Source organism: Neobacillus piezotolerans, assembly GCF_003362805.1.
Classification (GTDB): Bacteria; Bacillota; Bacilli; order Bacillales; family Cytobacillaceae; genus Bacillus_D; species Bacillus_D piezotolerans.
On sequence record NZ_QNQT01000001.1, the window covers coordinates 341,539 to 365,838 of the forward strand.

Annotated in this window: 21 protein-coding genes, 1 pseudogene and 1 riboswitch; of the genes and pseudogenes, 19 read left to right on the forward strand and 3 right to left on the reverse strand. The window is 46.6% G+C overall.

The annotated features are described in order from the left end of the window. Positions 1-84 precede the first annotated feature (84 nt). The 3 genes from DRW41_RS01575 to DRW41_RS01585 all read left to right on the forward strand — a co-directional run bounded on the left by DRW41_RS01575 (position 85) and on the right by DRW41_RS01585 (position 2,726). A complete protein-coding gene (locus tag DRW41_RS01575; RefSeq protein ID WP_115450210.1) occupies positions 85-1,296 on the forward strand; it encodes an MFS transporter in 1,212 nt (403 codons plus the stop codon). Between the two features lie 153 nt (positions 1,297-1,449). Beyond that, entirely contained in the window at positions 1,450-1,767 is a 318-nt protein-coding gene (locus DRW41_RS01580) for a hypothetical protein (protein ID WP_115450211.1), read from the forward strand. Between the two features lie 344 nt (positions 1,768-2,111). Further along, complete coding sequence (locus DRW41_RS01585; protein WP_115450212.1) at positions 2,112-2,726, forward strand: GntR family transcriptional regulator; 615 nt, start codon at positions 2,112-2,114, stop codon at positions 2,724-2,726. 155 nt (positions 2,727-2,881) lie between these two features. Here the strand turns inward: DRW41_RS01585 and DRW41_RS01590 are convergent, their stop codons facing one another. Beyond that, entirely contained in the window at positions 2,882-4,450 is a 1,569-nt protein-coding gene (locus DRW41_RS01590) for an ABC transporter permease/substrate-binding protein (protein WP_115450213.1), read from the reverse strand. Next, positions 4,450-5,574 (reverse strand): ABC transporter ATP-binding protein, encoded by a 1,125-nt coding sequence (locus DRW41_RS01595; RefSeq protein ID WP_115450214.1) that lies wholly within the window; start codon positions 5,572-5,574, stop codon positions 4,450-4,452. The genes DRW41_RS01590 and DRW41_RS01595 overlap by 1 nt, the downstream gene beginning before the upstream one ends. Before the next feature lie 93 nt (positions 5,575-5,667). Here DRW41_RS01595 and DRW41_RS22775 point away from each other — a divergent pair, with 93 nt between their 5' ends. The 16 genes and pseudogenes from DRW41_RS22775 (at position 5,668) to DRW41_RS01670 (ending at position 23,729) form a co-directional block, all read left to right on the forward strand. Further along, positions 5,668-5,874 carry a hypothetical protein gene (locus DRW41_RS22775; protein WP_181884371.1) on the forward strand — a complete coding sequence of 69 codons (207 nt, stop codon included), beginning with the start codon at positions 5,668-5,670 and terminating at the stop codon, positions 5,872-5,874. Positions 5,875-5,947: 73 nt separating this feature from the next. Continuing rightward, the gene (locus DRW41_RS01600) at positions 5,948-6,610 is read left to right on the forward strand and encodes a lysozyme family protein (protein WP_245959308.1); all 663 of its coding nucleotides are present in this window, start codon (positions 5,948-5,950) and stop codon (positions 6,608-6,610) included. Positions 6,611-6,782: 172 nt separating this feature from the next. Continuing rightward, positions 6,783-7,487 (forward strand): DUF421 domain-containing protein, encoded by a 705-nt coding sequence (locus DRW41_RS01605; RefSeq protein WP_115450215.1) that lies wholly within the window; start codon positions 6,783-6,785, stop codon positions 7,485-7,487. A gap of 369 nt (positions 7,488-7,856) precedes the next feature. Further along, positions 7,857-9,347 (forward strand): peptide MFS transporter, encoded by a 1,491-nt coding sequence (locus DRW41_RS01610; RefSeq protein ID WP_115450216.1) that lies wholly within the window; start codon positions 7,857-7,859, stop codon positions 9,345-9,347. A 327-nt stretch (positions 9,348-9,674) separates the two neighbouring features. Next, positions 9,675-11,426 carry an ABC transporter ATP-binding protein gene (locus tag DRW41_RS01615; protein ID WP_115450217.1) on the forward strand — a complete coding sequence of 584 codons (1,752 nt, stop codon included), beginning with the start codon at positions 9,675-9,677 and terminating at the stop codon, positions 11,424-11,426. Positions 11,427-11,429: 3 nt separating this feature from the next. Then, on the forward strand, positions 11,430-13,199 hold the full coding sequence (locus tag DRW41_RS01620; RefSeq protein ID WP_115450218.1) for an ABC transporter ATP-binding protein: 1,770 nt from the start codon (positions 11,430-11,432) through the stop codon (positions 13,197-13,199). Between the two features lie 321 nt (positions 13,200-13,520). Beyond that, on the forward strand, positions 13,521-14,264 hold the full coding sequence (locus DRW41_RS01625) for a L,D-transpeptidase family protein (RefSeq protein ID WP_115450219.1): 744 nt from the start codon (positions 13,521-13,523) through the stop codon (positions 14,262-14,264). 144 nt (positions 14,265-14,408) lie between these two features. Next, the gene (locus tag DRW41_RS01630; protein ID WP_115450220.1) at positions 14,409-16,112 is read left to right on the forward strand and encodes a gluzincin family metallopeptidase; all 1,704 of its coding nucleotides are present in this window, start codon (positions 14,409-14,411) and stop codon (positions 16,110-16,112) included. 102 nt (positions 16,113-16,214) lie between these two features. Further along, positions 16,215-16,365: riboswitch (FMN riboswitch) on the forward strand. 227 nt (positions 16,366-16,592) lie between these two features. Continuing rightward, positions 16,593-17,249 carry a riboflavin synthase gene (ribE, locus tag DRW41_RS01635; protein WP_115450221.1) on the forward strand — a complete coding sequence of 219 codons (657 nt, stop codon included), beginning with the start codon at positions 16,593-16,595 and terminating at the stop codon, positions 17,247-17,249. A 12-nt stretch (positions 17,250-17,261) separates the two neighbouring features. Beyond that, positions 17,262-17,867: pseudogene (ribB, locus tag DRW41_RS01640) on the forward strand (3,4-dihydroxy-2-butanone-4-phosphate synthase); the annotation flags it as partial. Between the two features lie 56 nt (positions 17,868-17,923). Beyond that, complete coding sequence (gene ribH, locus DRW41_RS01645; RefSeq protein WP_115450223.1) at positions 17,924-18,394, forward strand: 6,7-dimethyl-8-ribityllumazine synthase; 471 nt, start codon at positions 17,924-17,926, stop codon at positions 18,392-18,394. A gap of 98 nt (positions 18,395-18,492) precedes the next feature. Beyond that, complete coding sequence (locus DRW41_RS01650; protein ID WP_115450869.1) at positions 18,493-19,248, forward strand: GTP cyclohydrolase II; 756 nt, start codon at positions 18,493-18,495, stop codon at positions 19,246-19,248. After that, a complete protein-coding gene (gene ribD, locus DRW41_RS01655; RefSeq protein ID WP_115450224.1) occupies positions 19,241-20,332 on the forward strand; it encodes a bifunctional diaminohydroxyphosphoribosylaminopyrimidine deaminase/5-amino-6-(5-phosphoribosylamino)uracil reductase RibD in 1,092 nt (363 codons plus the stop codon). The genes DRW41_RS01650 and ribD overlap by 8 nt, the downstream gene beginning before the upstream one ends. Before the next feature lie 125 nt (positions 20,333-20,457). After that, positions 20,458-21,384 carry an ABC transporter ATP-binding protein gene (locus DRW41_RS01660; RefSeq protein ID WP_115450870.1) on the forward strand — a complete coding sequence of 309 codons (927 nt, stop codon included), beginning with the start codon at positions 20,458-20,460 and terminating at the stop codon, positions 21,382-21,384. A gap of 13 nt (positions 21,385-21,397) precedes the next feature. Next, positions 21,398-22,606 (forward strand): ABC transporter permease, encoded by a 1,209-nt coding sequence (locus DRW41_RS01665; protein WP_115450225.1) that lies wholly within the window; start codon positions 21,398-21,400, stop codon positions 22,604-22,606. Further along, positions 22,599-23,729, forward strand: coding sequence for an ABC transporter permease (locus tag DRW41_RS01670; RefSeq protein WP_245959309.1), 1,131 nt, complete (start codon positions 22,599-22,601; stop codon positions 23,727-23,729). The genes DRW41_RS01665 and DRW41_RS01670 overlap by 8 nt, the downstream gene beginning before the upstream one ends. A gap of 60 nt (positions 23,730-23,789) precedes the next feature. On the opposite strand, the gene DRW41_RS01675 is transcribed toward DRW41_RS01670, so the two are convergent. Further along, a complete protein-coding gene (locus DRW41_RS01675) occupies positions 23,790-24,230 on the reverse strand; it encodes a C40 family peptidase (RefSeq protein ID WP_115450226.1) in 441 nt (146 codons plus the stop codon). Positions 24,231-24,300: the final 70 nt, after the last annotated feature.

Here is a 24,300-nt window from a genome sequence, read left to right on the forward strand (position 1 = left end):
ATAGTGAAATTAATTTCGTTCCATGCTATAATTGTCGATATATGAAACTATCAATATTTTCTTCAGCTTGGAGATGGATATAGCATGGCAATATGGAAACGTAATTTGTGGGTCCTGTGGGTTGGTGTATTTTTTACTGCCGCTAGTTTTTCAATGGTCGTTCCGTTCCTGCCGTTATTCCTTCTGCAATTGGGAGTTCACGAGAACACAGAGATGTGGTCGGGGCTTATTTTCGGCTCGGCATTTTTCGCTGGTGCCATCGCTTCGCCTTTTTGGGGAAGAGTGGCGGATAAATACGGCCGCAAACCGATGATTGTCAGGGCAGGTATTGCCCTTTTTGTTATTTATACGCTTATGGCATTTGTTACGAACCCATATCAAATCCTCGGATTGAGGATCCTGCAGGGGTTGTTGAGTGGATTCATCCCTGGGGCGATCGCGCTGGTGGGGACGAATACTCCTGGCAAACATGTGGGATACGCCCTTTCGCTGATATCATCTGGTTCAGCCGCCGGGCAGATTGCCGGCCCGCTGTTTGGAGGGGTGATTGCCCATCTCGTTGGGAACCGTTGGGCTTTCGCGACAGGGGGAATCATTGTCGGCCTTGCGACTTTGCTCATCATCTTCTGGGTGCGTGAGGAGAATTTCAAACCGAGCAAGGAAAAGGGCTCCGTCATAAAAGACTTCAAAGTCGCCCTTAATAATCACACCTTCCTGCTCGTGCTCATCCTTACGCTCGTTGTCAGCTGTTCGGTCATGACAATCGAACCTGTCCTTCCTTTATATGTTGTAAAATTAAGCGGGTCTGCTGACAACGCCGCGCTATTGGCTGGGGTCATCTTCTCCCTTCCAGCCATCGCTAGCGTCCTGTTCGCCCCGCGATGGGGCAAATGGGCCGATAAAGTGGGTTTCCAGCGCGTCCTTTTTATTGGCTTGCTCGGCGGCGGCTTAGGGATGCTGGCACAGGTTTTGTTCGCGCAAATTTGGGGATTCTCGATTATCAGGTTCATATTTGGCATCTTCTTCTGCGCGGTTTATCCAGCATTGAACGGCCTTGTCGTAAAATCAACTCCGGACGATTTCCGGGGCAGGGCATTCAGCATGAACCAGACCGCAAACCAGCTCGGCGGAATGATTGGGCCGATGATTGGCGGATTCATAGGCGGCATTTTCCCTGTACAGATCGTCTTTATTGTAACTGGCATCATGCTTTTGGCGGCAATGGCAACTGTCCATTTAAACGCTGGAGAGCTAAAAGGCAAAAAATTGCAAAGGTCTCTCGCTCACGGAAAATAGAATTTCAGCAGCCTGCAGGCATATTCCCGGAAAACGGGATGGCCCGCAGGCTTTCTTCTTTTTTTGTGTTGGATTTAATTGGTATTATTGGCGTATTGATGGAATGGAACAGGCCTTTTATAATAAGGTGAAGTAATTTAAAAGGAGCTATGTATGGGAAAAAAAATCGAATTCTGGCTTTGGGCAGTGCTGACACTGGGTGTCGAAGTCCTGTTTGCTTATACTGTTTACATCATGCTTCAGGAGAGGGGCTATGTTTACACATTCCGCATCCCTATCAGCACACATTTTATGTCTTTTCAATACATCCTGCTGTTTTCCTCTGCAGTCTTCCTGGCAGTTACCCTCGGCGTTTTTCGGAAGGAAAGCTATGAAACGGAATCGCTTTTTCAATATTTTACATCGTTTTTGAAGCACCCGATTCCGGTAGGGTCGCTCTGCCTCTTCTTGGGGACGTTTTTGTTTTTATAAAGGCGGGCCTGGATGGCTTCCCGCAAATACTTTCCTTATCTGGCTTTGAACAGGCTTATTATCCAGGCGAGCCAATCGGAGATTTAATCTGGTGTGTCCTACATTTAATTTCATTCATTCTTTAATGAGAGAGCCGCTTATTCACTTCGTATTGTGCCGGCTTTCATTTTAATTTATGAGAAAAGAGATATACCGGGCATGTATTGCAAGATAGGATGTAAACCCCAATACTTCTAAATGGTATACTATAAGCAATGTTTCTTTTGAAGGTTCATCCATAAATCGGAGCCAGAGAGCCAGCTTTTTTAAAAGAAAACAGTATCACCTAATAAAGGAAGAATTTGATGCGTACAAAAATCCCTGTATATGAACAAATAGCTATCGATATTGCGAATCGGATTTACAATGAAAAGTATAAGGTCGGCGAAAAGATCCACGGGCGATCCACATTGGCGAGCGAATACAACGTTTCGCCGGAAACGGTCAGGAAAGCCATCAAGATCCTTGAGGATGTCGAGATTGTAAAATCCGAGAAGGGCGCGGGGGTTGTTATCTCTTCCAGGGAGAATGCTTTAACGTACATAAACCGTTTTTCCAACCTTGAAAGCGTGAAGGATATGGAAAAGACACTGCGAAAGATTATCGTAGAGCGGGAAAAGCTCGATGCGGAGCTTTTTCAAACGATTGAGAAAATCGTTGATTACTCTGGAAAGCTGAGATATACAAATCTGCTTGTTCCGTTAGAAATCGAAATTAACGAGGACTGTTTGCAAATTGGCAAGACGATTTCGGAAATGAAATTTTGGCAAAATACAGGCGGCACGATTGTCGGGCTGAAAAGGGAAGGGGAAATTATTATTTCGCCCGGCCCTTATGCCAGCATCGAAGCGGGCGACATTTTGCTCGTGATTGGCAATGAACATACTTACAACCGGGTCATCGGCTTTATGAAAGAATGAGTTAGTAAAAGGGACGGTTCCGCTATTCCTTCGGTTGTGAAGGAGAATCCGGAACCGTCCCTGTTTTTGATTTTTGAACGGAATAGGAGATACGTCCCTAGCTAACTGAATGCGCAATTTCTTTGTCATTCGCGGTTGAGGCGGGGGATACTCTTCTATTTTTCGATTAGATCTTCCTCGATTAGGAAGTCTTTTGCAACTTTTTCAGGTGATTGTTTTAGGCTGTCGACGCGGTAATTCAGTTCGCGCATTTTTTCGTCTGTCAGTTTGCCTGCGAGCAAGTCAAATGCGTCTTTGATTTCTGGGTGTTCCATCATAGTGTCTTCCCTGACAATTGGAACGGCATAATAAGGAGGGAAGAACTTTTTATCATCCTCAAGCACCTTCAATTTGAATTCCTCGAGCAACCCATCTGTTGAAAAAGCGTCGATTACATCGCTCTCTTTGCTCTTAAGCGCTGTGTAACGAAGCCCGCCGTCAACCGCGCGCAGGTTTTTATAATCCATGTTGTACATTTTCACGAGGCCGGGGAGCCCATCTTCCCTGTTCGTAAACTCGATTGTCGCTCCAAGTGTCAATTCATTGCTGACTTTGGCAAGGTCGGAGAATGTTTCAAGCCCATACTTCTCGGCGGTGTCCTGCCGAACCGCAAGTGTGTACGTATTATTGAAGCCAAGCGGCTTGAGTGTTTCAAGGCCGTATTTTTTCTTGAAATCCTTTTTGACAATGGAATAAACTTCATCCGGATCGTTCGAGACTTCTTTTTTCAAAATGCTGACGAGCCCTGTTCCGGTGTATTCGATATATGAATCAATGTCCCCTTTTCGGAGCGCGTTGAACACAACCTGAGTTCCGCCAAGCTTTAGCTTCCGTTCAACCTCGAGGTCGGTTTTGTCCTCGATCAGGTCGGCCGCCATATTCGCAAGGATTACGGCTTCAGTGAAGTTTTTAGAGCCAATGGAAATTTTCTCTTTGGCGCCAACCAAATTGAACGCGTAGGTAATTCCGGTACCAATGACTATAATCCCAATAAGCGCGGGGATTGCAATCCTTCTTGCCAGGGAAGTCTTCGGATTTTTAGCCTTTCGGGCCGTTTTCGTTGTATAGGAAATTCTCGACTCAAGCCTGCCGACCACAAAATCAATCAGCAATGCGAGGATACAGGCGGGAATCGCACCAGCTAGAATCATATTATTGTCAACCGTCGAAACACCGGAGAAGACCAGGTAGCCTAGACCGCCTGCGCCGACGAACGCCGCGATTGTCATCAGCCCGACGGCCGTTACTGCAGATATGCGTACGCCGGCCATGATGACCGGGAAAGCGAGCGGCAGCTGGATTTTCCTCATGATCTGGCTGTTTGTGAGCCCGATTCCACGCGCTGCTTCAAGAATGTCCCTATCTATATTCGTAAGCCCAGTATAGGTGTTTTTAACAATAGGCAGCAGGGAATATAACACAACCATGACAATCGCAGGCGTGCTGCCGATTCCTATGAATGGAATAAGGAAACCAAGCAGCGCAAGGCTTGGGACTGCCTGCACGACATTCGCCGTCCCGATAACCGGCTTTGATAGATTTTTATTTCGCGAGATCAATATCCCAAGCGGAACCCCTACTGCTATCGCAATTAATACAGATATGATGCTTAAATATATATGCTGGCCGAGCAAATTCAAAATCTGGCCGGTATTATTGAAAATATAATCGAAAAATGCCTTCATTAAAATGCCACCTCCAGATCCATAAGCTGGCTGCTTAAGGCGGATAGAATGCTGCTTCGGGTAATCAGCCCCCTCAATTGTCCGGAATCATTCACAACAGGCAAATAGCCAATCCTGTGCTCATTCATTTTCTTAAAAACATTAATCAAATCCATGTCTTCGGAGACAGAATGGATATTCCTTTCCATTACGTCGCCGATTAACATGGTCCTATCAGTCACGTTAATGTCCTTTAAAGTTATTAGGCCGATAAGCAGATTATCCTTGCCGGTGACCATCAGGCTGTCAACCTTTTTCTCCTTCATTATTTCCAGCGCCTGCAGCACATTCCGCACAGGTGACACCTTTATCGGGTCTGGAATCATGATATCTTCCGCTTTCAACACTTCAGGGTTGTTCCAAACCCGCCGTTTTCCAAGGAAGTTCTCGACAAATTCCGAAGCAGGGTTTTTAAGGATATTTTCAGGGGTGTCGAACTGCAGGATTTCCCCATCCTTCAAAAGGCAAATCCGGTCCGCGATTTTATACGCCTCATCCATATCGTGGGTAACGAAGATGATCGTCTTGTTCAATTCCTTTTGCATGTTGAACAATTCTTCCTGAAGGGAACTTCTGGTTACGGGGTCTAGGGCGCTGAATGGTTCATCCATAAGGATGATATCGGAGTCAGTGGAAAAGGCGCGGGCAACACCGACACGCTGCTGCTGTCCGCCGCTTAATTCCTTCGGGTAGCGGTCAATGTACTGGACGGGATCCAGGCCGACAAGATTCAGGAGCCTTTCGGTTTTCTCTTCAATGGCCGCGGGATCTTCGCCTTTAAGTTTCGGAATCAGTTCGAGGTTTTCCCTGATTGTCATGTGCGGAAACAGGCCGGTGCTTTGAATGACATAGCCAATATTCCTTCGTAGCTCGATTGGGTCAATTTTGGATATGTCTTTCCCGTTAATATAAATTTTTCCGGAAGTTGGCTCGATCAGGCGATTGACCATTTTTAAAAGAGTGGTCTTTCCGCAGCCGCTCGGGCCTATAAAAACCACGAGCTGGCCTTCCTCAATTTCGAGACTGAAATTGTGGATGACGGCCTGCCGCTGATATTTTTTGACGATGTTATCAAACTTAATCATCGAATTCCCCCTTTGACTGACGCTTTTTTAAGAAAAGCAACAACTTAATTATATAGTAAAAGTTGTTGGTTTTGAAATACTTTTGGCTTTTTTATGAAAATTGGGAAGACCCGGACCCATCGAGAGCAAGTTCTCCATAGCGGTAAAAATGGTCTGAGGGCTAAGTTGCTTGCTTATCCTCTTATTTACCAATATTTCAAAATAGGGAAACCTTTTCCTCTAAAAAAATTAACTTTCTTGGCGGAAATCGGAGAATCAGCCGCCGTTCTGGCGAAACGTGTTAAGGTTTGTGTTTTATAGCTTGCAAATAGTAGTTTTCTCCGCTGTTTTTTGCTAATAATAGATAAGAGAATACAAGGTTTGGAGAAACAGAATGAAGAAGAAACGTAGATTGGCGAAAAATAGGAAGGAAAAGCAGAGATTTTTTCATATTTTGATGATCCTTGCCGGAGTCTTCTGCCTTGTTGCGCTGTTAAATGGGGAATTGTCTTTTACCAAAAACCCTGAGCTTGTTTATAAAAACCTTCCTTCGGAAAATGTGAAAAAATATACTCCATTAATCCACATGGAACTTGAGAAGGTGCAGCTCGAGGAGTACACGCCTCTCCTTGCAGCGGTTATGCAGCAAGAAAGCAAGGGGAAGGGCGGCGACCCGATGCAGTCGTCGGAATCGGCGGGGTTGGCCCGAAACGCCATTAGAGACCCGGAGCAAAGCATCAGGCAGGGTGTGAAGCATTTTCACAAAGCTTACCAATACGGCGAAAAGAAAAACGTCGACCTTCCCACCATCATCCAGGCGTATAATATGGGAATCGGCTACATTGACTTTGTCGCGGAAAAGGGCGGTAAGCATAAAGAGGATTTCGCGAAGGAATATTCGTACATCCAGGTCCAAAAAAATCCGAAGCTTTACAATTGCGGAGGCGATAAAAACAACTTCCGCTACCCTTATTGCTACGGGGATTTTACCTACAGCACGAAGGTGATGAGCAATCTGCATACGATGAACCAGCCATTGGCGGGTAAACGGCGCTGAGTAAAACAAGCCGCTTTCCAGGACATGTCCTCGCGTCCGCTGTTGACGATTTAAACCCAAACGGATTGGGATAAAAAATGAATAATTTGGAAGTATAAAGGTTGGGTGGATTTTTACGGAATCTTCCCGGCCTTTTTTCATTGTTTAAATCCATTGTGATGGGGAGATTTTAGTGGAAGAATTCCTGGTTCCAATAGGAAGGACGTTAACCAGTTTCGTCCTATTGGTTTTCGTTACCTTGGTAATTGGCAAGCATATTAATTCACATAAAAACCACTATAGCTTCGCTTTGTCTGTTTCAATCGGCTCATTTATAGCCAATATGGGATTTCACACCAACCTTAAGTTCATGGATATTTTAATTGCGTTTATCGCTTTACTGATTTTATATTATCTTTGCCTTTTATTGTCATGGAGAAGCCGATGGATAAGGGAATGGCTGTCTGGCCGTCCGACCGTCCTGATTGAAAACGGAAAAATCCTCGACATGAATATGAAGAAGCTAAAAATGTCGATTGATGACCTGAATCAGCTTTTACGGGAAAAAGATATTTTTAATATTGGCGAGGTGGAGTACGCCTTGCTTGAGGTCAGCGGCACATTATCGATTATTAAAAAATCGCCCTTCCAACCCCCCGTAAAACGGGACTTTGGGATAATGCATTCCCACCAGTCCCTCCCAATCGAATTGATCATGGATGGAAAAATCATTGCAAAAAACACGAATGGAATTTACAGCAGCGATTGGATAAAAGGGGAATGCAAAAAGCGGAACCTGAAGGTTGAAGACATTTATTATGCTGTCATTAACACAAGCGGCGTCCTTTTTATCGATAAGTATGAGGATAGCCTTTCGTCGCCGGTTGATGTGGAATAAGGCGCTGCATTGTGGGCGCCGGGACGGGGAGGGTGGCATGGGATTCGCGCTACGCACCTCCGGAAAGGCCAAAAGAACTTGGATTGCTGTTTGTGAACTGCCTGAATCCAGCCTCCTGCCTTTATTGCAGGGGGCAATTTTTTTAAAGGATGGGGAGGGGATCTTGCTAATGGCTGAAGAGTCACATTTGAGGGAAAATTAGGAATAGAATAATTATTTTAAAAAAACTTTCTTTTATGGTTATATTATTAGAATTCATTGTTTTATCAGCATTTTTGGAAGATTTCAAGCGTAATGCCAAAAATAGCTTTTGACAAAATTATATTTAAGAAAGTATCATGAAATAATATATAGAGGAGGCTTATAACCATGGCAAACTATGATAGGCAGAAAATTGTGGCTAGTGTCCCCCAGACAGGCTTCTTTGGCCATCCAAAAGGACTATTCACCCTTTTCTTCACAGAATTCTGGGAACGTTTCTCATATTACGGAATGAGGGCAATCCTTGTTTTCTATATGTATTATGAAGTTTCAAAAGGCGGGCTTGGACTTGATCAGACTCTCGCACTTTCGATTATGTCAATCTACGGTTCACTCGTATATATGTCCGGTATAATCGGCGGCTGGTTCGCTGACCGGATATTCGGTACATCTAAAGCCGTTTTTTATGGCGGTATTTTAATCATGCTTGGCCACATCGCACTTGCGATTCCGGGCAATGTTGCATTGTTCTTCATTTCAATGGTGCTGATTGTTCTTGGTACCGGGCTGCTCAAGCCAAACGTTTCGTCAGTAGTTGGCGAGATTTACAGTGAAGAAGATGCACGCCGTGACTCCGGCTTCAGTATCTTCTACATGGGTATCAATCTTGGTGGATTCTTAGCACCGCTGATTGTTGGTTCCGTTATGAATACAAGCTTCCACCTTGGATTTGGTATCGCGGCTGTTGGTATGTTTTTTGGCTTGGTCCAATTTGTTACAACGAAGAAGAAAAACCTTGGACTTGCTGGAACTTATGTACCAAACCCGCTTACAGGTGATGAAAAGAAAAAGACCTACACGATTATTGGTATAGTTGTAGCCGCCGTTGCAGTGCTAATTGCGATTGCTATTCCTACAGGCTTGTTGACTTTCAAAAGCTTTATTAATCTCGTTGGGGTCCTTGGTATATTAATTCCGACCTTGTATTTCATCGTCATGTATCGCAGCCCGAAAACAAATGAAGTTGAACGTTCGCGTCTAATCGCCTACATTCCTCTGTTTATCGCCTCGGTCATGTTCTGGGCGATCCAGGAACAGGGCTCGACAATTCTTGCTAGCTATGCGGACAATCGGACGCAGCTGAATTTTGCCGGTATGACAATATCTCCGGCATGGTTCCAATCACTGAACCCGCTTTTCATTATCTTTTTGGCGCCAGTATTTGCCTGGATGTGGATCAAATTAGGCAAGCGCCAGCCGAGCATCCCGCAAAAATTCTCGCTGGCTTTGCTGTTTGCAGGTTTGTCCTTCCTTGTCATCCTGCTGCCAGCATATTTCGGCGGAACCGATTCGTTGGTTAACCCGCTATGGCTTGTCCTAAGCTACCTGATTGTTGTTCTCGGCGAATTGTGCCTGTCGCCTGTAGGGCTTTCTGCGACTACAAAGCTTGCGCCTGCAGCGTTTTCCGCGCAGACAATGAGCCTTTGGTTCTTATCAAGCGCAGCTGCCCAGGCAATAAATGCCCAAATCGTTCAATTCTATACACCGGAAAACGAAATGGCATACTTCGGCATTATCGGTGGCGCGTCCATCGTCCTAAGTGTCTTGCTCTTCATGTTGGCTCCGAAAATACAAGTCTTTATGAAGGGTATCCGTTAATAACTTTCTCAAGCACCTGCTCCTAAATTAAAGGGGCGGGTGTTTTTTTTGCAAGGAGGATAGACCACCCCACTTTAGGCAGTCCCCCTCAGCATCGAGTGGAGCCCCGGGAAGGGGCTTTTATGTCCTTTTATGGCTTTCATCATTTCAAAGAGAATTTTCTTCATTTTATGGAATTTTTATCTAGTATTGGAGTTGTTACTGTTGTAGAATGGTTATTATGTTATTTATTTCGCAGTTCGGAATAGTTCGACAAAGGTACATAGGAGGGTAGGATACGCAATATAGTGATATTATGTTCAGTTTTACCGGGGGGAGAAGAGAAATATGCAAAGCTTTCGTTGGATATGGGGGTATCTGAAGGAGTACCGATTCAGATTCTTCCTTGGATTGGCTCTTGCGCTGGTTGTCACTTCATTAAATTTGGTTAATCCACTATTCGCGGGAAAAATCATAGACAAAGTCATTTTTGGGAAGCAGCAGGAACTATTATGGCCGTTCATCGGCGCGATGATTGGGGCTACTGTTTTAAAGACTGTTATCCGTTACACCTATCAAATCCAGTTTGAGCGGATTTCCCAAAATACAATCTTCCGCATACGGAAAGAGCTGTATGACCGCCTCAACAAACTGGATTTTCAATTTTATGATAAAACAAAAACCGGCGACATTATGGCAAGGATGACAGGGGATATGGAAATGGTCCGTGCGTTTTCCGCCTGGTCGATTTATATGATATTCGAAAACGCAACAATCCTGCTTTTCGCGGTCGGTTTCATGTTTTATATCCATCCGCAGCTGGCCCTTGTGATGATGCTTGTAACGCCGATTATCGGCTTTTTCGCTTATAAGATGACGTTTGCCGTCGGACCGACCTTTTCGGAAATCCGCACCCAGTTTGCGAAACTGAATTCGGTTGTCCAGGAAAATATAAGCGGGAATCGCGTCGTAAAAGCATTCGCAAAGGAAGAATACGAGATAAGGAAGTTTACCGCCGAGAATGAAGGCTACAAGGAAAAGTCGCTTGCTTCCGCGAAGGTGTGGGAAAAGTTCCTTCCTGTGCTTGATTCGCTTGCCGGCTTATTCACGGTCGTCATGATCCTTGTCGGCGGGATTATGGTTATCAACGGTTCTCTTACAATCGGGGAGCTTGCCACCTTCAACGGCCTCATTTGGGCGCTTAACAACCCGATGCGGATGGCGGGCTGGCTCATTAACGATGTCCAGAGGTTCAATGCATCCGCCAAGAAAGTTGAAGAATTAATGAAGACAACGCCAGCCATCGCCAATGACGGCAAAAAGCTGAACGGGGAAGCGTTAAAGGGATACGTAGAATTCAGCCAGGTTTCGTTCAGCTACGGGGATGAGGATGTGCTTAGGGATATTAGCTTTAAGGCATCTCCTGGCCAGACCGTCGGCATTATCGGGGCTACTGGGTCGGGAAAATCCACCCTGGTAAATCTCTTGAGCCGTTTTTATGATGCAGACAGCGGCGAAGTGAAGGTCGACAGTATCGATGTAAAAGATTGGGACCTTTACAAGCTCCGCGCGAGCATGGCGATGGTCATGCAGGATATTTTTCTGTTCTCCGATACAATCGAAGGAAATATCGCTTACGGGAATCCGGAAGCGACACTTGAAGAGGTCAAGGCCGCCGCGAAAATGGCGGAAGCGGATGACTTTATTCAAAGCCTTCCCGAAGGCTATGATACGATTGTCGGGGAACGCGGCGTAGGGCTTTCCGGCGGACAAAAGCAGCGGATCGCGCTTGCGAGGGCTCTTTTGAAAAATCCATCTATTCTAATTCTCGATGACACTACTTCCGCGGTCGACATGGAAACCGAGCTCAAAATTCAGGAAACCCTAAAGGCCATCCTAAAACAAAAAACTTGCTTTATTATCGCGCACCGCATTTCCTCTGTGAAGGAAGCCGACTTGATCCTGGTCATGGAAAATGGCCAAATCATTGAACGTGGAACACATGAAGAATTGCTCAGCAAGAAAGGCTATTACTCCAAAGTATTCAGAAATCAGCATAACAGCTTTCATGGCCAGGATGCGGAAAAGGAGGTGGTGTAGGCCATGGCACGGAATAAATTTGATGTCGATGAAGACTTGGAGTCGCCATTTCGCCTCGTCCATTTCCAGCGTTTGCTCGTGTACATTAAGCCATACAAGACAAAAATACTGATAACTGTCTTGATGATGCTATTGGCAAGCTGCGCGAACCTTGTCGGCCCTTACTTGATCAAGCAGGCGATTGACAAGGAAATCCCGACGAAGGATATTTCCGGTTTGTTCATTTTGGCCGGAATTTACATCCTTGCGCTCATCACTACCGGAATCTGTATGAAATTCAGGATTCGGATGATGTCCCAAACCGGGCAGAGCATTATCCGCGACATCCGAAAGGATTTGTTCACCCATTTGCAAAAGCTGTCTTTTTCATTTTACGACAGCCGCCCGCACGGGAAAATCCTTGTCAGGGTCGTAAACTATGTCAATTCTTTAAGTGACCTTTTGTCCAACGGGATCATCAACGTCATTACGGACTTGTTCAGCCTTCTGGTGATTGTCGGTTTCATGCTTTCAATCGATCCGAAGCTGACCCTTTATGCGATGGCTGGCTTCCCTGTCCTAGCTGGCGTCATTCTTCTTTTAAAAAATGCGCAGCGGAAAGCATGGCAAATTTTAAGCAACAAGCAATCCAATATGAACGCCTATATCCATGAAAGCATCAGCGGGATTAAAGTGACCCAGGCATTCTCACGTGAAGAGGAGAATGCCAGGATTTTCAGCGATGTTTCAGGCAGCTACCGTTCGAGCTGGATGCGCGCGATTAAAGTCCACTTCCTGCTTTGGCCAGCGATTGAAAATATTTCGGTCCTGACGGTTTCCTTCATCTATATTATCGGGGTATCAATGATTGGCGATGGGGTGACGGTCGGTTCGCTTGTGGCGTTCGTGGGCTATATTTGGATGTTCTGGACACCGCTTGCGAACATCGGAAACTTTTACAATGCAATCATAAATGCAATGGCCTATCTGGAACGGATTTTTGAAACGATGGATGAAAAGCCGGCTGTAACAGACGCGCCAAATGCAAAGGAACTGCCAGCCATCCAGGGGCGGGTTGAGTTCAAGGATGTTGTGTTCGGCTATGAAGAGGCGGACCGGATTCTCGATAATGTCAGCTTTAATGTCGAGCCGGGTGACACAATTGCGCTGGTCGGCGCGACTGGCTCCGGCAAAACAACCATTGTAAGCCTAATCAGCCGCTTTTATGATATTACCAGCGGTAAAATTGAAATCGACGGTACGGACATCAATAGCGTGACAATTCCTTCACTCCGCCGCCAAATGGGCGTCATGCTCCAGGATCCGTTTATTTTCTCCGGTACCATCATGGACAATATCCGTTATGGCCGTCTGGACGCAACGGATGAGGAAGTGATCGAGGCGGCAAAAGCCGTTCAGGCACACCAGTTCATCAGCCAGCTGAAGGACGGCTACCAAACGGAAGTGAACGAGCGGGGAACCCGTCTTTCAACCGGCCAAAGGCAGCTTATCTCCTTCGCGCGGGCATTGCTGGCCGACCCGAGGATTCTCATATTGGATGAGGCGACTTCCTCTATCGACACGGAAACGGAGCTCGCTTTGCAAAAAGGATTGGAAACACTGCTTGAAGGAAGGACATCCTTCATCATTGCGCACCGCCTATCGACCATCCAAAACGCTACCCGCATCCTGTTTATCGATAAGGGAAGGATCATGGAAGAAGGCTCACATCAGGAACTGTTGCAGAGAAGGGGTTACTACTGGAAACTGCACGCCTCCCAGAAAGCAGTGTGAAATGGAATAGACGGAATACGAAAAGCTTCCCAGGTTATTAGGGAAGCTTTTTTGCGCATCCAGACCGTTTGGAAAGGAACGTAAGTGAAACTGTCGTAAAAAGATACATCAAAAACGTTTACCAATGGAAATGGTCGTGAGAACGATAAGCTAAAGCCCCTGAGCTGTTTGTCGACCGGGCAAGAAAATTTTGTCGCAAAAAGCAGATAGAAAAAAACCCCTTTACAGTAAAAACTGTGTAACGATTATGAAAGAAATCGTTCTAATATATAGAGGGGCAATTCATCCACAGCAATTGCCAGATTTAAAGGGGGCAACAAAATGAAAAAAATACTTTTAAGCCTGCTTTTGTTTTTATCAATGGTGTTTTATGAAGCACCGGCGCTGGCCGCAGGCGGGGATCTAATCATCATTAATAAGTCAACAAACCTGTTGGCGTATTACAAAAATAGCACTCTTGTAAAAATTTTCAGCGTCGGCACTGGGAGGGAAGCGTCCTTTACGCCTGAGGGAAAATTCAAGATTGTCAATAAAATCGTAAACCGCCCGTATTACAAAGAAAAAATTCCCGGTGGCAGTCCGAAGAATCCGCTGGGAAACAGATGGCTTGGGCTCAATGCAAAAGGAACATGGGGCACGACCTACGCCATTCATGGAAACAACAATCCTTCTTCGATTGGCAAATATGTAAGCGGCGGCTGCATTAGGATGCACAACGAGGAAGTCCAGTGGCTTTATGGCAAGGTGGCTGTTAACACGCCCGTAATTATCACTACTTCGAAATTGCCTTTTCATTCAATCGCTTCAGTAAACGGCTATAAAGTGACAGGTCAGGCCATCCCGGCAACAGTACCGCCTTCTGTTTTGTTAAAAATGGGGAGCAAAGGAGAGCACGTGAAAACCCTGCAAATCGCTTTAACCCAAAGGGGATATAAGACAAATGGAATAGACGGAATTTTTGGCTCCGGAACAGATGCAGCCTTGAAAAAATTCCAAAAGGACAGCAAACTGAAAATGACCGGCATCGCCGATTCAGAAACCTGGAAGGCCTTGGAGAAAATATAAGTCGAAAATAGGAAACGGAACCCGCTTCTTCGATAACAGGAGCGGTTTTTTTATTTTCCTGAAAATATCCCTCTTTCCTGTAACCTTATCCAATAATATACAGTCTAAAGGTTTAGGAAAATGACTGCTGCCTGGAGGATTGTGATGAAGAAGAAATTTACATTTGTTAACCAGAATTATGAGATGCTGAATAAAGAACAAAAACCAATTGGATTTACATACTCTTCTGAAAATATTGAAGTGAAGCCGAGAACGCAGAAAATGTATCGGTATACGGTCATCATTATCGCTTTTCTTGCACTGCTTGTTGCCGCGTTTTTCTACATCGAAAGTATGAAGCATTCCGAGCGGGGAAAAGGACTGGAATCGATGGGTGCGCCAACTGCCGATACAGGAAAACAGGCCGATGAACAACTGCGGCAACCCGGTATGCCGGCAGATTTTAAACCTGAGGTTTTACCTGAAGGAACGGCCGCCTCGTATACCTTTGATTTAATTGTCCCGCAGGAAAATAAATATGAGGTTCGCTCGTCGATTGACGTAACCAATACATCGGAAAAGGCCTGGAGTCAAATTTCCTTTTACTTTTTCCCAAATCAGCTCGGTGACATGGCGAGGGACCAGTGCCGCGGGAAAGTCCTTACATGGGTAGTTGACAAATGCCTGAATGAAATTGGAACCAGTAATATGGAGCTAATTGGAACGAAAGTGAACGGTCAAGCAACTGATTACGAAGTTGAAGGGCCTTGGTTAAATGTCCCGCTAAGGGCTATTTTGCCGGTTGGCGCGAACGCAACTGTGGAGATTTCTTATTCTTTTTCATTGCCGAATCCCATTAATGGCGAGCGGGGCCATGACCTTCTCCAATGGCATCCAATGCTGCCGGATTATACGTATGACTGGATAATCCAGCCGCCCGCATATGGAAAAGAAACGTATTCAGCAGCCCCAGCAAACTATCATTTCCGCTATAAAACACCCGGAAATCTTATGGCGGTTACCTCAGCAACTGACCTTGACCAGTCAAGCGGACAAGGGGAATTGAAAGAAAACAGCCTTAAAGAAATGCACGTCCTCCTTTTGGATGGCTATCAAATGGTTAAGACTATGGCAGGTCCAACTGAAGTCCGTGTGTTTGCCCAGGAAAGGGAGATCGAGGGCAGGGGGAAAAACGTTCTCGGGACAGCAGTGGAGGCGGTAGGTTTCTTTTCCGCCAGGCTTGGAGAATCACCGCATAAACAGATTGATATCGTTCTTACAGAAGAGAGGAAGGGCAGCTATCCGGGAATCGTCCTTCAGCCGGCAGTTATCCACGGCGAAGACAAATTCTATATGCCTATCGAGGAAAGCCAGGACCATTTGCTCGTGCACCAGCTTGCCCAGCAGTGGTTTTATGGCAAAGTCCACTTCGACCGCTATAAGGATGCGTGGCTGAATGACGGCCTTTCAGAGCTTGCGGCATCGCTTTTCTTTTTTGCTGGCCAAAAGAAAAGCGAGGAAGAAAGCTTTGCGTTTGCAAACGCGTATGATGACTTTTATATCATGCGTACGGATGTTAAATCGAACTTGCCTGCGGACAAATATATTGGGATACAGGGAGGATTGGTTGGCCATGTCCAGGCAAAACCAGTGCTCCATCTATGGAAAATGATGAAACCCTACGGGACGGAAACAGCGCTTGACTTCCTTTCCGATTATCTCTCCGCCTATTCAGCCAAAAAATTGGCCACAATCGAATTCATCCGGTTCACGAAAGCGTATTTCAAAGTGGATAACCAGTCATTTGCCGAATGGCTTGACTTCAACCCTTATGAAAATGGCGATTTCATCGACTTTTTCAGCCTGTGAGCGTATGGCCGTGGCCAAACCATTCTTCATTCCAAAACCTGTATAAAACCAAACAGTTTCTTTTTTCCCCGGAATTAAGTATAATTTAGGTATTCCAACTGAATATTCCTTCGGGGCAGGGTGAAATTCCCTACCGGCGGTGATGGGGCTTCTGCCCCAAAGCCCGTGACCCGTTTGCCGGCTGTTTTTGGCAAGCGGTGGATCCGGCGTGATTCCGGGGCCGACAGTATAGTCTGGATGGGAGAAGGAAGCAGCAGGTTTTTAAAAAAGGGAGCGGTGTACACTTCCGTTTACGGCTAAAAGTATTGTCGGGTATAAGCCAATACACGGCCTATGGAGAGTGCAAATTCCATTTTTAGGACCTTTATTTGAGCATGTCAATTTTCAGCCCCAAAGCGTTTTTGCCTTGGGGCTTTTGCATGTTTTTCCACCCCTTTGGGATATCCTTATAATGGATAAGCCACGAAAAAGGAGAAAAGAATGTTTACTGGAATCATTGAGGAAATTGGCTCCGTTTCAAGGATTGCCTCAACAGCAGCCTCCATGGCCCTTACTATCGAGGCGAAGAAAGTTTTGGAGGATGTGGGACTTGGTGATAGCATCTCCGTCAATGGGGTCTGCCTGACGGTTACATCTTTTGAAAAAGAGAGGTTTACCGTTGATGTGATGCCTGAAACTGTGAAAGCCACCACTCTAAAGGACTTGAAAAAAGGCTCGAAAGTAAACCTCGAGCGCGCCATGGCGGCGGGCGGGAGGTTTGGCGGGCACTTTGTGAGCGGCCATATTGACGGCACGGGTACGATTAAAAAGAAGAGAAAAGTCGAAAACGCTGTTTATTACGAAATTGAAGCAGACCCCGCCTTGATGCCTTACCTCATCTTGAAAGGCTCTGTTGCGGTGGACGGGACAAGCCTGACTGTTTTTGGCGTGACCGGCGATACATTTACTGTTTCACTGATTCCCCATACCCTTTCAGAAACAATTCTTTCATTAAAAGGAGCGGGGGACATCGTTAATGTTGAATGCGACATGCTTGGCAAATATGTGCACCATATCCTGAATCCAGGCAAAAGAAGCATCGGGGAAAAAAAGCAAGGGTTAACAGCCCAATTCCTGGAGAATAACGGGTTCATTTAAGGAGGTAGCACAATGTTCAGCACAATTGAAGAAGCCCTTCACGATTTAAAGGAAGGGAAGGTCATCATCGTCTGTGATGATGAAGGCCGTGAAAACGAAGGGGATTTTATCTCCCTGGCGGAAAAGGCAGTACCGGAAGTCATTAATTTTATGGCCACCCATGGAAGGGGTTTAATATGTGTGCCTGTAGAGGAAGGCATTGCAGAAAAATTAAGGCTCCATCCAATGGTGGACGAGAATACAGATGCGCACGGGACGGCTTTTACAATCAGCATTGACCATAAATTCTCCACGACTGGGATTTCCGCTTATGAACGGTCGGCAACGATTTTGAGCATGCTTGACCCGACGTCGATGCCTGAGGATTTTAAAAGGCCGGGGCATGTGTTCCCGCTTGTTGCTAAAAAGGGCGGAGTTTTGGAACGGCCCGGGCACACCGAGGCGGCGGTCGATTTGGCCAAACTTTGCGGCGCGATGCCGGCAGGGGTCATTTGTGAGATTATGAACGAGGATGGCACGATGGCGAGGGTTCCGCAGTTGAGACAGGTTGCCGAACGCTTCGGCCTGAAAATGATTACGATCGAGGATTTAATTGGTTTTAAAAAGAAGAGGGAACAGCAAGGAGCAATAAAATAACATCTTGGATAGAGAGAAAATTACTGGAGGATTGGACTATGAAAAAAATATATGAAGGCAATTTAGTAGGGTCTGGCCTGAAAATCGGAATCGTCGCGGGCCGTTTCAACGAATTTATCACTGACAAACTATTGGGAGGCGCATTGGACTCCCTAAAGCGCCACGGGGTCGGCGAGGAAGATGTGGATGTAGCCTGGGTGCCTGGCGCATTTGAAATACCGCTCGTCGCGCAAAAGCTTGCGAAGTCAGCGAAGTATGATGCGGTCATTACTCTTGGCGCGGTCATCCGCGGCTCCACGCCGCACTTCGACTTTGTATGCAATGAAGCAGCCAAAGGCGTCGCCAATACCGCCCTATCCACGGGAGTTCCAGTTATTTTCGGAGTGCTGACGGTAGATTCAATTGAGCAGGCAATCGAGCGCGCGGGCACAAAAGCCGGAAACAAAGGCTGGGAGGCAGCCTCTTCGGCGATTGAAATGGCCAACCTGCTCCGTACGATTGAAGCATAATAATGTACACTGAAAGGAACTGCTTCCACAGGCAGTTCCTTTTATAGGATATGTCTGACATGGCTTTTAACTATTTTAAAAAAAGGAGCCTTCTCAAAATGAGTGAGCTGAAGATGGATTCAAAAGTACTTTCTATTTTACAGGATAAAATTCAATTAATTAAAACCGGTAATGGAGCGATTTATTTGGTCGGCCCAATCAGGCTTCCTGTCAATCTTTACGGCGAAACCGTCGAGTTCCAATGGTACTGCTGGCTGAACTGCGACGAAGTTACTGAAGACTACCAGCGGATTATTGATAAGCTATCCTCATCCAATTTGGCGGAATTGCAGCAATCGAGCGTGCTTGCTTATGGGGATTTCCAGTATGGGGAAGATGCTATCATTCGGATGCATTCCATTTGCCATACCGGGGACATTTTTGGAAGCAAGCGGTGTGACTGCGGCTTCCAATTGAAGAATTCGTTGAAAATGATTGTCGAGCATGGAACAGGCGCCCTTTTTTACCTGGCCAACCACGAGGGCAGGGGGATCGGCCTGTTCAGCAAGGCGATGGCGTATATTCTCCAGGAAAATGGCTACGACACAGTAGAAGCGAATGAGGGGCTCGGTTTTGTGGACGATTCGAGAAATTATGATGATGCCATTTCGGTCCTGAAAGCATTGCGCTCGAAGCCGGTCACCCTGATTACGAACAATCCAAAAAAACTTGAGGCCCTTCGGCAGTCTGGCATGCCGATTACGGGCAGGCGCCAGCTTTGGGGTGATATATCCGAATACAATGAGAAATATCTGCAAACAAAGGTTAATCGTTCAGGGCATCTGAAGGAGGAGGGATCCTGCACAAATGACTAGCGATGAGTTTTATATGGATCTTGCCCTGCAAAATGCCCAGGCGTTAAAAGGCCAGACCGATCCGAATCCGCTTGTCGGCTCGGTAATTGTGAATGATGGAAGGATTGTAGGCATTGGCGCCCATTTGCAGGCGGGCGGCCCTCACGCGGAAATCCACGCCCTCCGGATGGCCGGGGAAAAAGCGCGGGGGGGCACCATCTATGTTACATTGGAACCTTGTTCGCACCACGGACGCACAGGTCCTTGTGCGGAAGCGATTGTCCAGGCCGGTTTGAAAAAAGTGGTCATCGCGACACTCGATCCGAATCCGGTTGTCAAAGGGAATGGCGTAGCAATCCTCGAAAATGCCGGCATTGAAGTCGCCGTAGGAATACGCGAGCAGGAATCCCGGAAGATGAATGAGGTTTTCAACAAATTCATCGTTACGAAAAGGCCTTTCGTAACAATGAAAGCGGGATCCTCACTTGATGGGAAAATCGCCACCCATACCTTTGAGAGCAAATGGATTACGTCCGAAGATGCACGGCGCGACGCCCACTTTTTAAGGAACGAAAATATGGCGATCCTCGTCGGTGCCAATACGATACTAAAAGATAATCCGGAATTGACAACCAGGGTCCCAAATGGCCGGAACCCAATCCGGGTGGTACTGGATTCAACGTTAAAAATCCCTCTTGATTCTAAAGTGATTTCGGACGGTTTGGCGGAAACATGGATTTTTACAACAGAAGATGCCGATCAGGAAAAGGAAAAGCTGCTTTCAGACCAGGGCGTCAGTGTATACCGGACCGCCGGTTCGGGAAAAGTCGACCTGGGGGAAGTGATGGATATTCTCGGTGAAAAACTGGTTTCTTCCGTTCTCGTTGAAGGTGGCGGCACCGTCCATGCGAATTTAATTGAGAAAAAATTAGTTGATAAAGTCATACTATATTTCGCTCCAAAGCTTATTGGAGGCCAATCCGCGCCAACGTTCCTTGAAGGCAATGGCGCGGAAAGCATGTCAGATGTCCTTGATTTGGCGGATACATCGATTGAAAGGATCGGCCGCGATTTCAAATTCACCGGCTATCCGATTTATAACTAGTAAAAAGCCAGCAGCCAATGCTGGCTTTTTTGTATTTATTATCCACTTTGTGAAAAAATTCTCACAATAATGGAAACAGATATAGTAAAATAGTCATAGATAAGAAGGGAGATGGAAGAATGGAACTGCTTTCGGTTTCAGGAATAAGGAAGTCTTTTAAGCAATTTGAAGCCGTCCGTGGAGTATCCTTTACAGTGAGAAAAGGGGAAGCATTCGGATTGCTTGGTCCGAATGGGGCAGGGAAATCAACGACCATCAACATGCTGACGGGCCTTTTTCCGCCTTCGGAGGGTTCAATCATGCTATCTGGCATTGATTTGAAAGCCGATCCGAAAAAAGCACAGGCCCTGATAGGTATTGTCCCACAGGAAATCGCGCTGTATCAAACGATGAGCGCGAAAGACAATCTATATTTTTGGGGAAGGATGTACGGGCTTTCCGGCAGCCTCCTCAATCAGCGGGTTGCTGAAACGCTGGAGCTGATTGGGCTCGCTGATCGGGCTAAAGATAAAGTTGAGACATTTTCCGGCGGGATGAAACGTAGGGTGAATATTGGAGCCGCCATCCTGCACAGGCCGGAGTTATTGATTATGGATGAGCCGACCGTAGGAATCGACCCGCAGTCGCGGGCACATATCCTTGATACTGTCAAGAGATTGAACAGTGAGGGAATGACCGTGATTTACACAAGCCATTACATGGAAGAAGTTGAGTTCCTTTGCGAGCGAATCGGAATTATGGATCATGGAAAGCTGATTGCTTCTGGAACCATACCTGAACTTCGTGAGAAGATTGGCGACAGGTCAAAAATGGTCTTTTCAATCCAGGGAGGAGAGATTAATCCGGAAATTCTGATTGGGATTGTTCAAGCGGGTGACTGCAAGGTTTCCGGAGACCAACTGACCGTATTTCATAAAGAGCCTCAAGCCGTTTTGAGCACCCTGGTCCAAAGGATTACGGAAAACGGAGCGCAAATCGCCGGAGTGGAAATCGTTGAACCTAATTTGGAAAGCGTCTTTTTGCATTTGACAGGAAGAAGCCTGCGCGACTAAGGGGGAAGAAAAAATGAATTTCTGGTGGCTTGCTTTAAAAGACACAGTCCTTATCGCAAAGGACCGAAAAGCCTTGCTGACTCTCATCCTAATGCCGTTGCTCCTGATCGGCATACTAGGAGCGGCATTTGGCAAGCTGATGGGGGACGGCGAAGTGAAGATTGACAAATTTACACTCGCCGTCGCCAATCTGGACGAGGGGGAAATGGGCAGGGTCCTTGAGGAGGACGTTTTTGTGAAGGGACTTCCCGGCCTCGTGAAAGTTAAAAAAATGGATGAAGCTGAATTATATGAAAGCTTGAAGGCCCAAAAAGCCGAAGTTGGCCTGATCATTGGAAAGGGCTTTTCAGATGCGGTTATTTCCGGAGAGGAAGCGGAGGTCAAACTGATTTCAATTCCATCGGCGGGCATTCAGGCTATAATTACGGAAAACGTCATCCAACAGTTTGCAAGGGAAGCGACTGTCCGCACAGCCGGTATAAAGCTTGCCATCCAGGCCGCGGCAAAAGCCGGGAATGAGGGGCAGGCAAACCTTGGCCCCGGCAGCTTTTCGGCGGGGGAAGCACCGTTCGCGCTTGTGAAGGAGGAGGCGCCGAATGCAGGTGCACTGCCGGTCAATTCTTTTCAGTATTACGCGGCCGGTATGGGTGTGATGTTTCTCCTTATGACAGTGACTATAGGAGTCACCGCGATGATTGAAGAAAAGGAGCAGGAGGTATATAAGCGGCTGCTAGTTTCAAAATTGACTCATTATGAGTACTTAGCGGGAAAAGTCATTGGCCTGCTGGTTTTATCCACGCTGCAGCTGCTTGTTATCATTCTTGGGACCCGTTTCATTTTTTCTGTTGATTGGGGCCCATCTATCACCGGTGTGTTCATTATAGGAATCAGCTTTGTATTCAGTGCCTGCGGGCTTGGCGTCATGGCTGGCGCCCTTTTGAAATCGCAAAAGGCTTTTAACGTCGCAGGCATGCTTGGAACCCAAATCATGGCTGCGGTCGGTGGAAGCATGGTGCCGCTTTATATGATGCCGGATTGGGTGAACACAATCGTCAAAATTTTCCCGAACGCGCTCGCCTTGCAATCTTTCCTTGAGCTGATGGCAGGCGGCGGATTAAAGGATATCCTTCCCGGCGCAGCGGGGCTTTTGGGGCTTGGGGTACTATTTTTGGGTATCGGCTGGCTTAGGCTTGCATCGGAAAGGAGGGTGAACTATGCGTAAAATAGGTGCGATTGCCCTGCTTCACATGAAGTCTATGGCGCGCACGCCCTCAGTATGGGTGCTGATGGTTGCCATGCCACTCATATTCAGCCTTATTTTTGGAGGGATGGCCGGCAGTTCTGAAAAAAACAAGCCGGTAGTGCTCTATTCCGCCGGAAGCGATGCACTGTCAACAGAGGCTGCAAAACTGCTGACAGGGAATAAACAATATAAATGGGAAAAAGTATCGGCAAAAAAGGCAAGGGAAGCTGTCAATGGCCAAAAGGCCATCGCCGCAGTCTTGATTGGGGAGGGAATGGCGGAGCGGATCGAAAAGCAGGAACCGCTGTTCACCATTGCGATCCAACGGGAGACGCAGGAGTACTTGGCATTGTATCCTCATATCGAAGGAGCTGCCCGGACGATCGCCTCAAGCTATGAAATTGCCGCGGCTCCCGAGCTTGATGGATTTGCCGCACTTATACGGGAAGTATCGGGAAAGCAAGGAATCCGCGTTGACAAGGAAATCATTCAAAGGGAAGGAAACAAGGGAGAGGCCGTTTCGCTAAGTTCCATCGGATTTACAATCATGTTCATGATGTTCGGAATCTCGGGAGCAGCAGCCACAATCCTTGAAGAAAGGGCTGGCGGAACGTGGGCAAGGCTGATGGCCTCTCCGGTCAGCAGAACTCAAATCATATGTGGCTATATCCTGTCCTACTTTTTGCTTGGCTGGCTTCAGCTTGGGATACTTGCAATCTCGATTAAAGTGCTGTTCAATGGCCAGTGGGGCAGCCCGCTCTATTTTATCCCATTTGCGTCGATTGTCATCCTGACGGTGGTCGGCCTCGGTCTAATGATTGCCGGACTGGTAAAAACAAAGCAGCAGGCGGGCGCATTGAGCGCGGTCATCATTGTCAGCACAAGCATGCTCGGAGGCGTTTACTGGCCGCTTGATGTCGTGCCCGATTTTATGAAGCTGATTGCAAAATTTGTGCCTCAAAGTTGGATGATGGAGGGAATACGGGAAATTGTCAGCGGTAGCCTGCACACAAAGACAATCTTGACGGCAACAGCGATGCTGATTGGTTTTTGCCTTCTATTCTTCTATTTGGGGCTGAGGAAATTGAAATATGAAAATTAATTTTTCATGCATGCATGCATGCAAAAAAGAGAGCCTGTCCGGCTCTCTTTTATAGTATAATTAGATGCGCTTCGCACCAACATAACGCGGCTTCCAGTAAGAATTGCTTAAGTATGAAACGGATACGCCTTTAGATGAAGCGGCATGGATGAACTTTCCGTTTCCAATATAAATGCCGACATGGGTCGGTCTTGAAGACTTGTAGGTTTTATAAAAAACAAGATCCCCAGGCTTAAGGCTGTATACGCGAGTACCTTTTCCCCACATTTCCCCGGCTGTCCTTGGGAGTGCCTTTCCCGCTTTGCCAAACGAATATTTCACAAGGCCTGAGCAGTCAAAACCAGTTCTTGGGTTGATCCCGCCCCAAGTATAACGTTTTCCCATATTGGCTTTAGCGACAGAAATTGCACTGTTGTGGTAAGTTGCAGCTTCACTCATGGACGGAAGAAGTGTCATCATCATAGTTGTCATAAACAGTACCGCCATAAATTTCTTCAACATCTAAGTTTACCCCCTGGTGTGATTTGCTAAACCTACTATACTCTATTCTATTTAACAGCGTCATCACAGC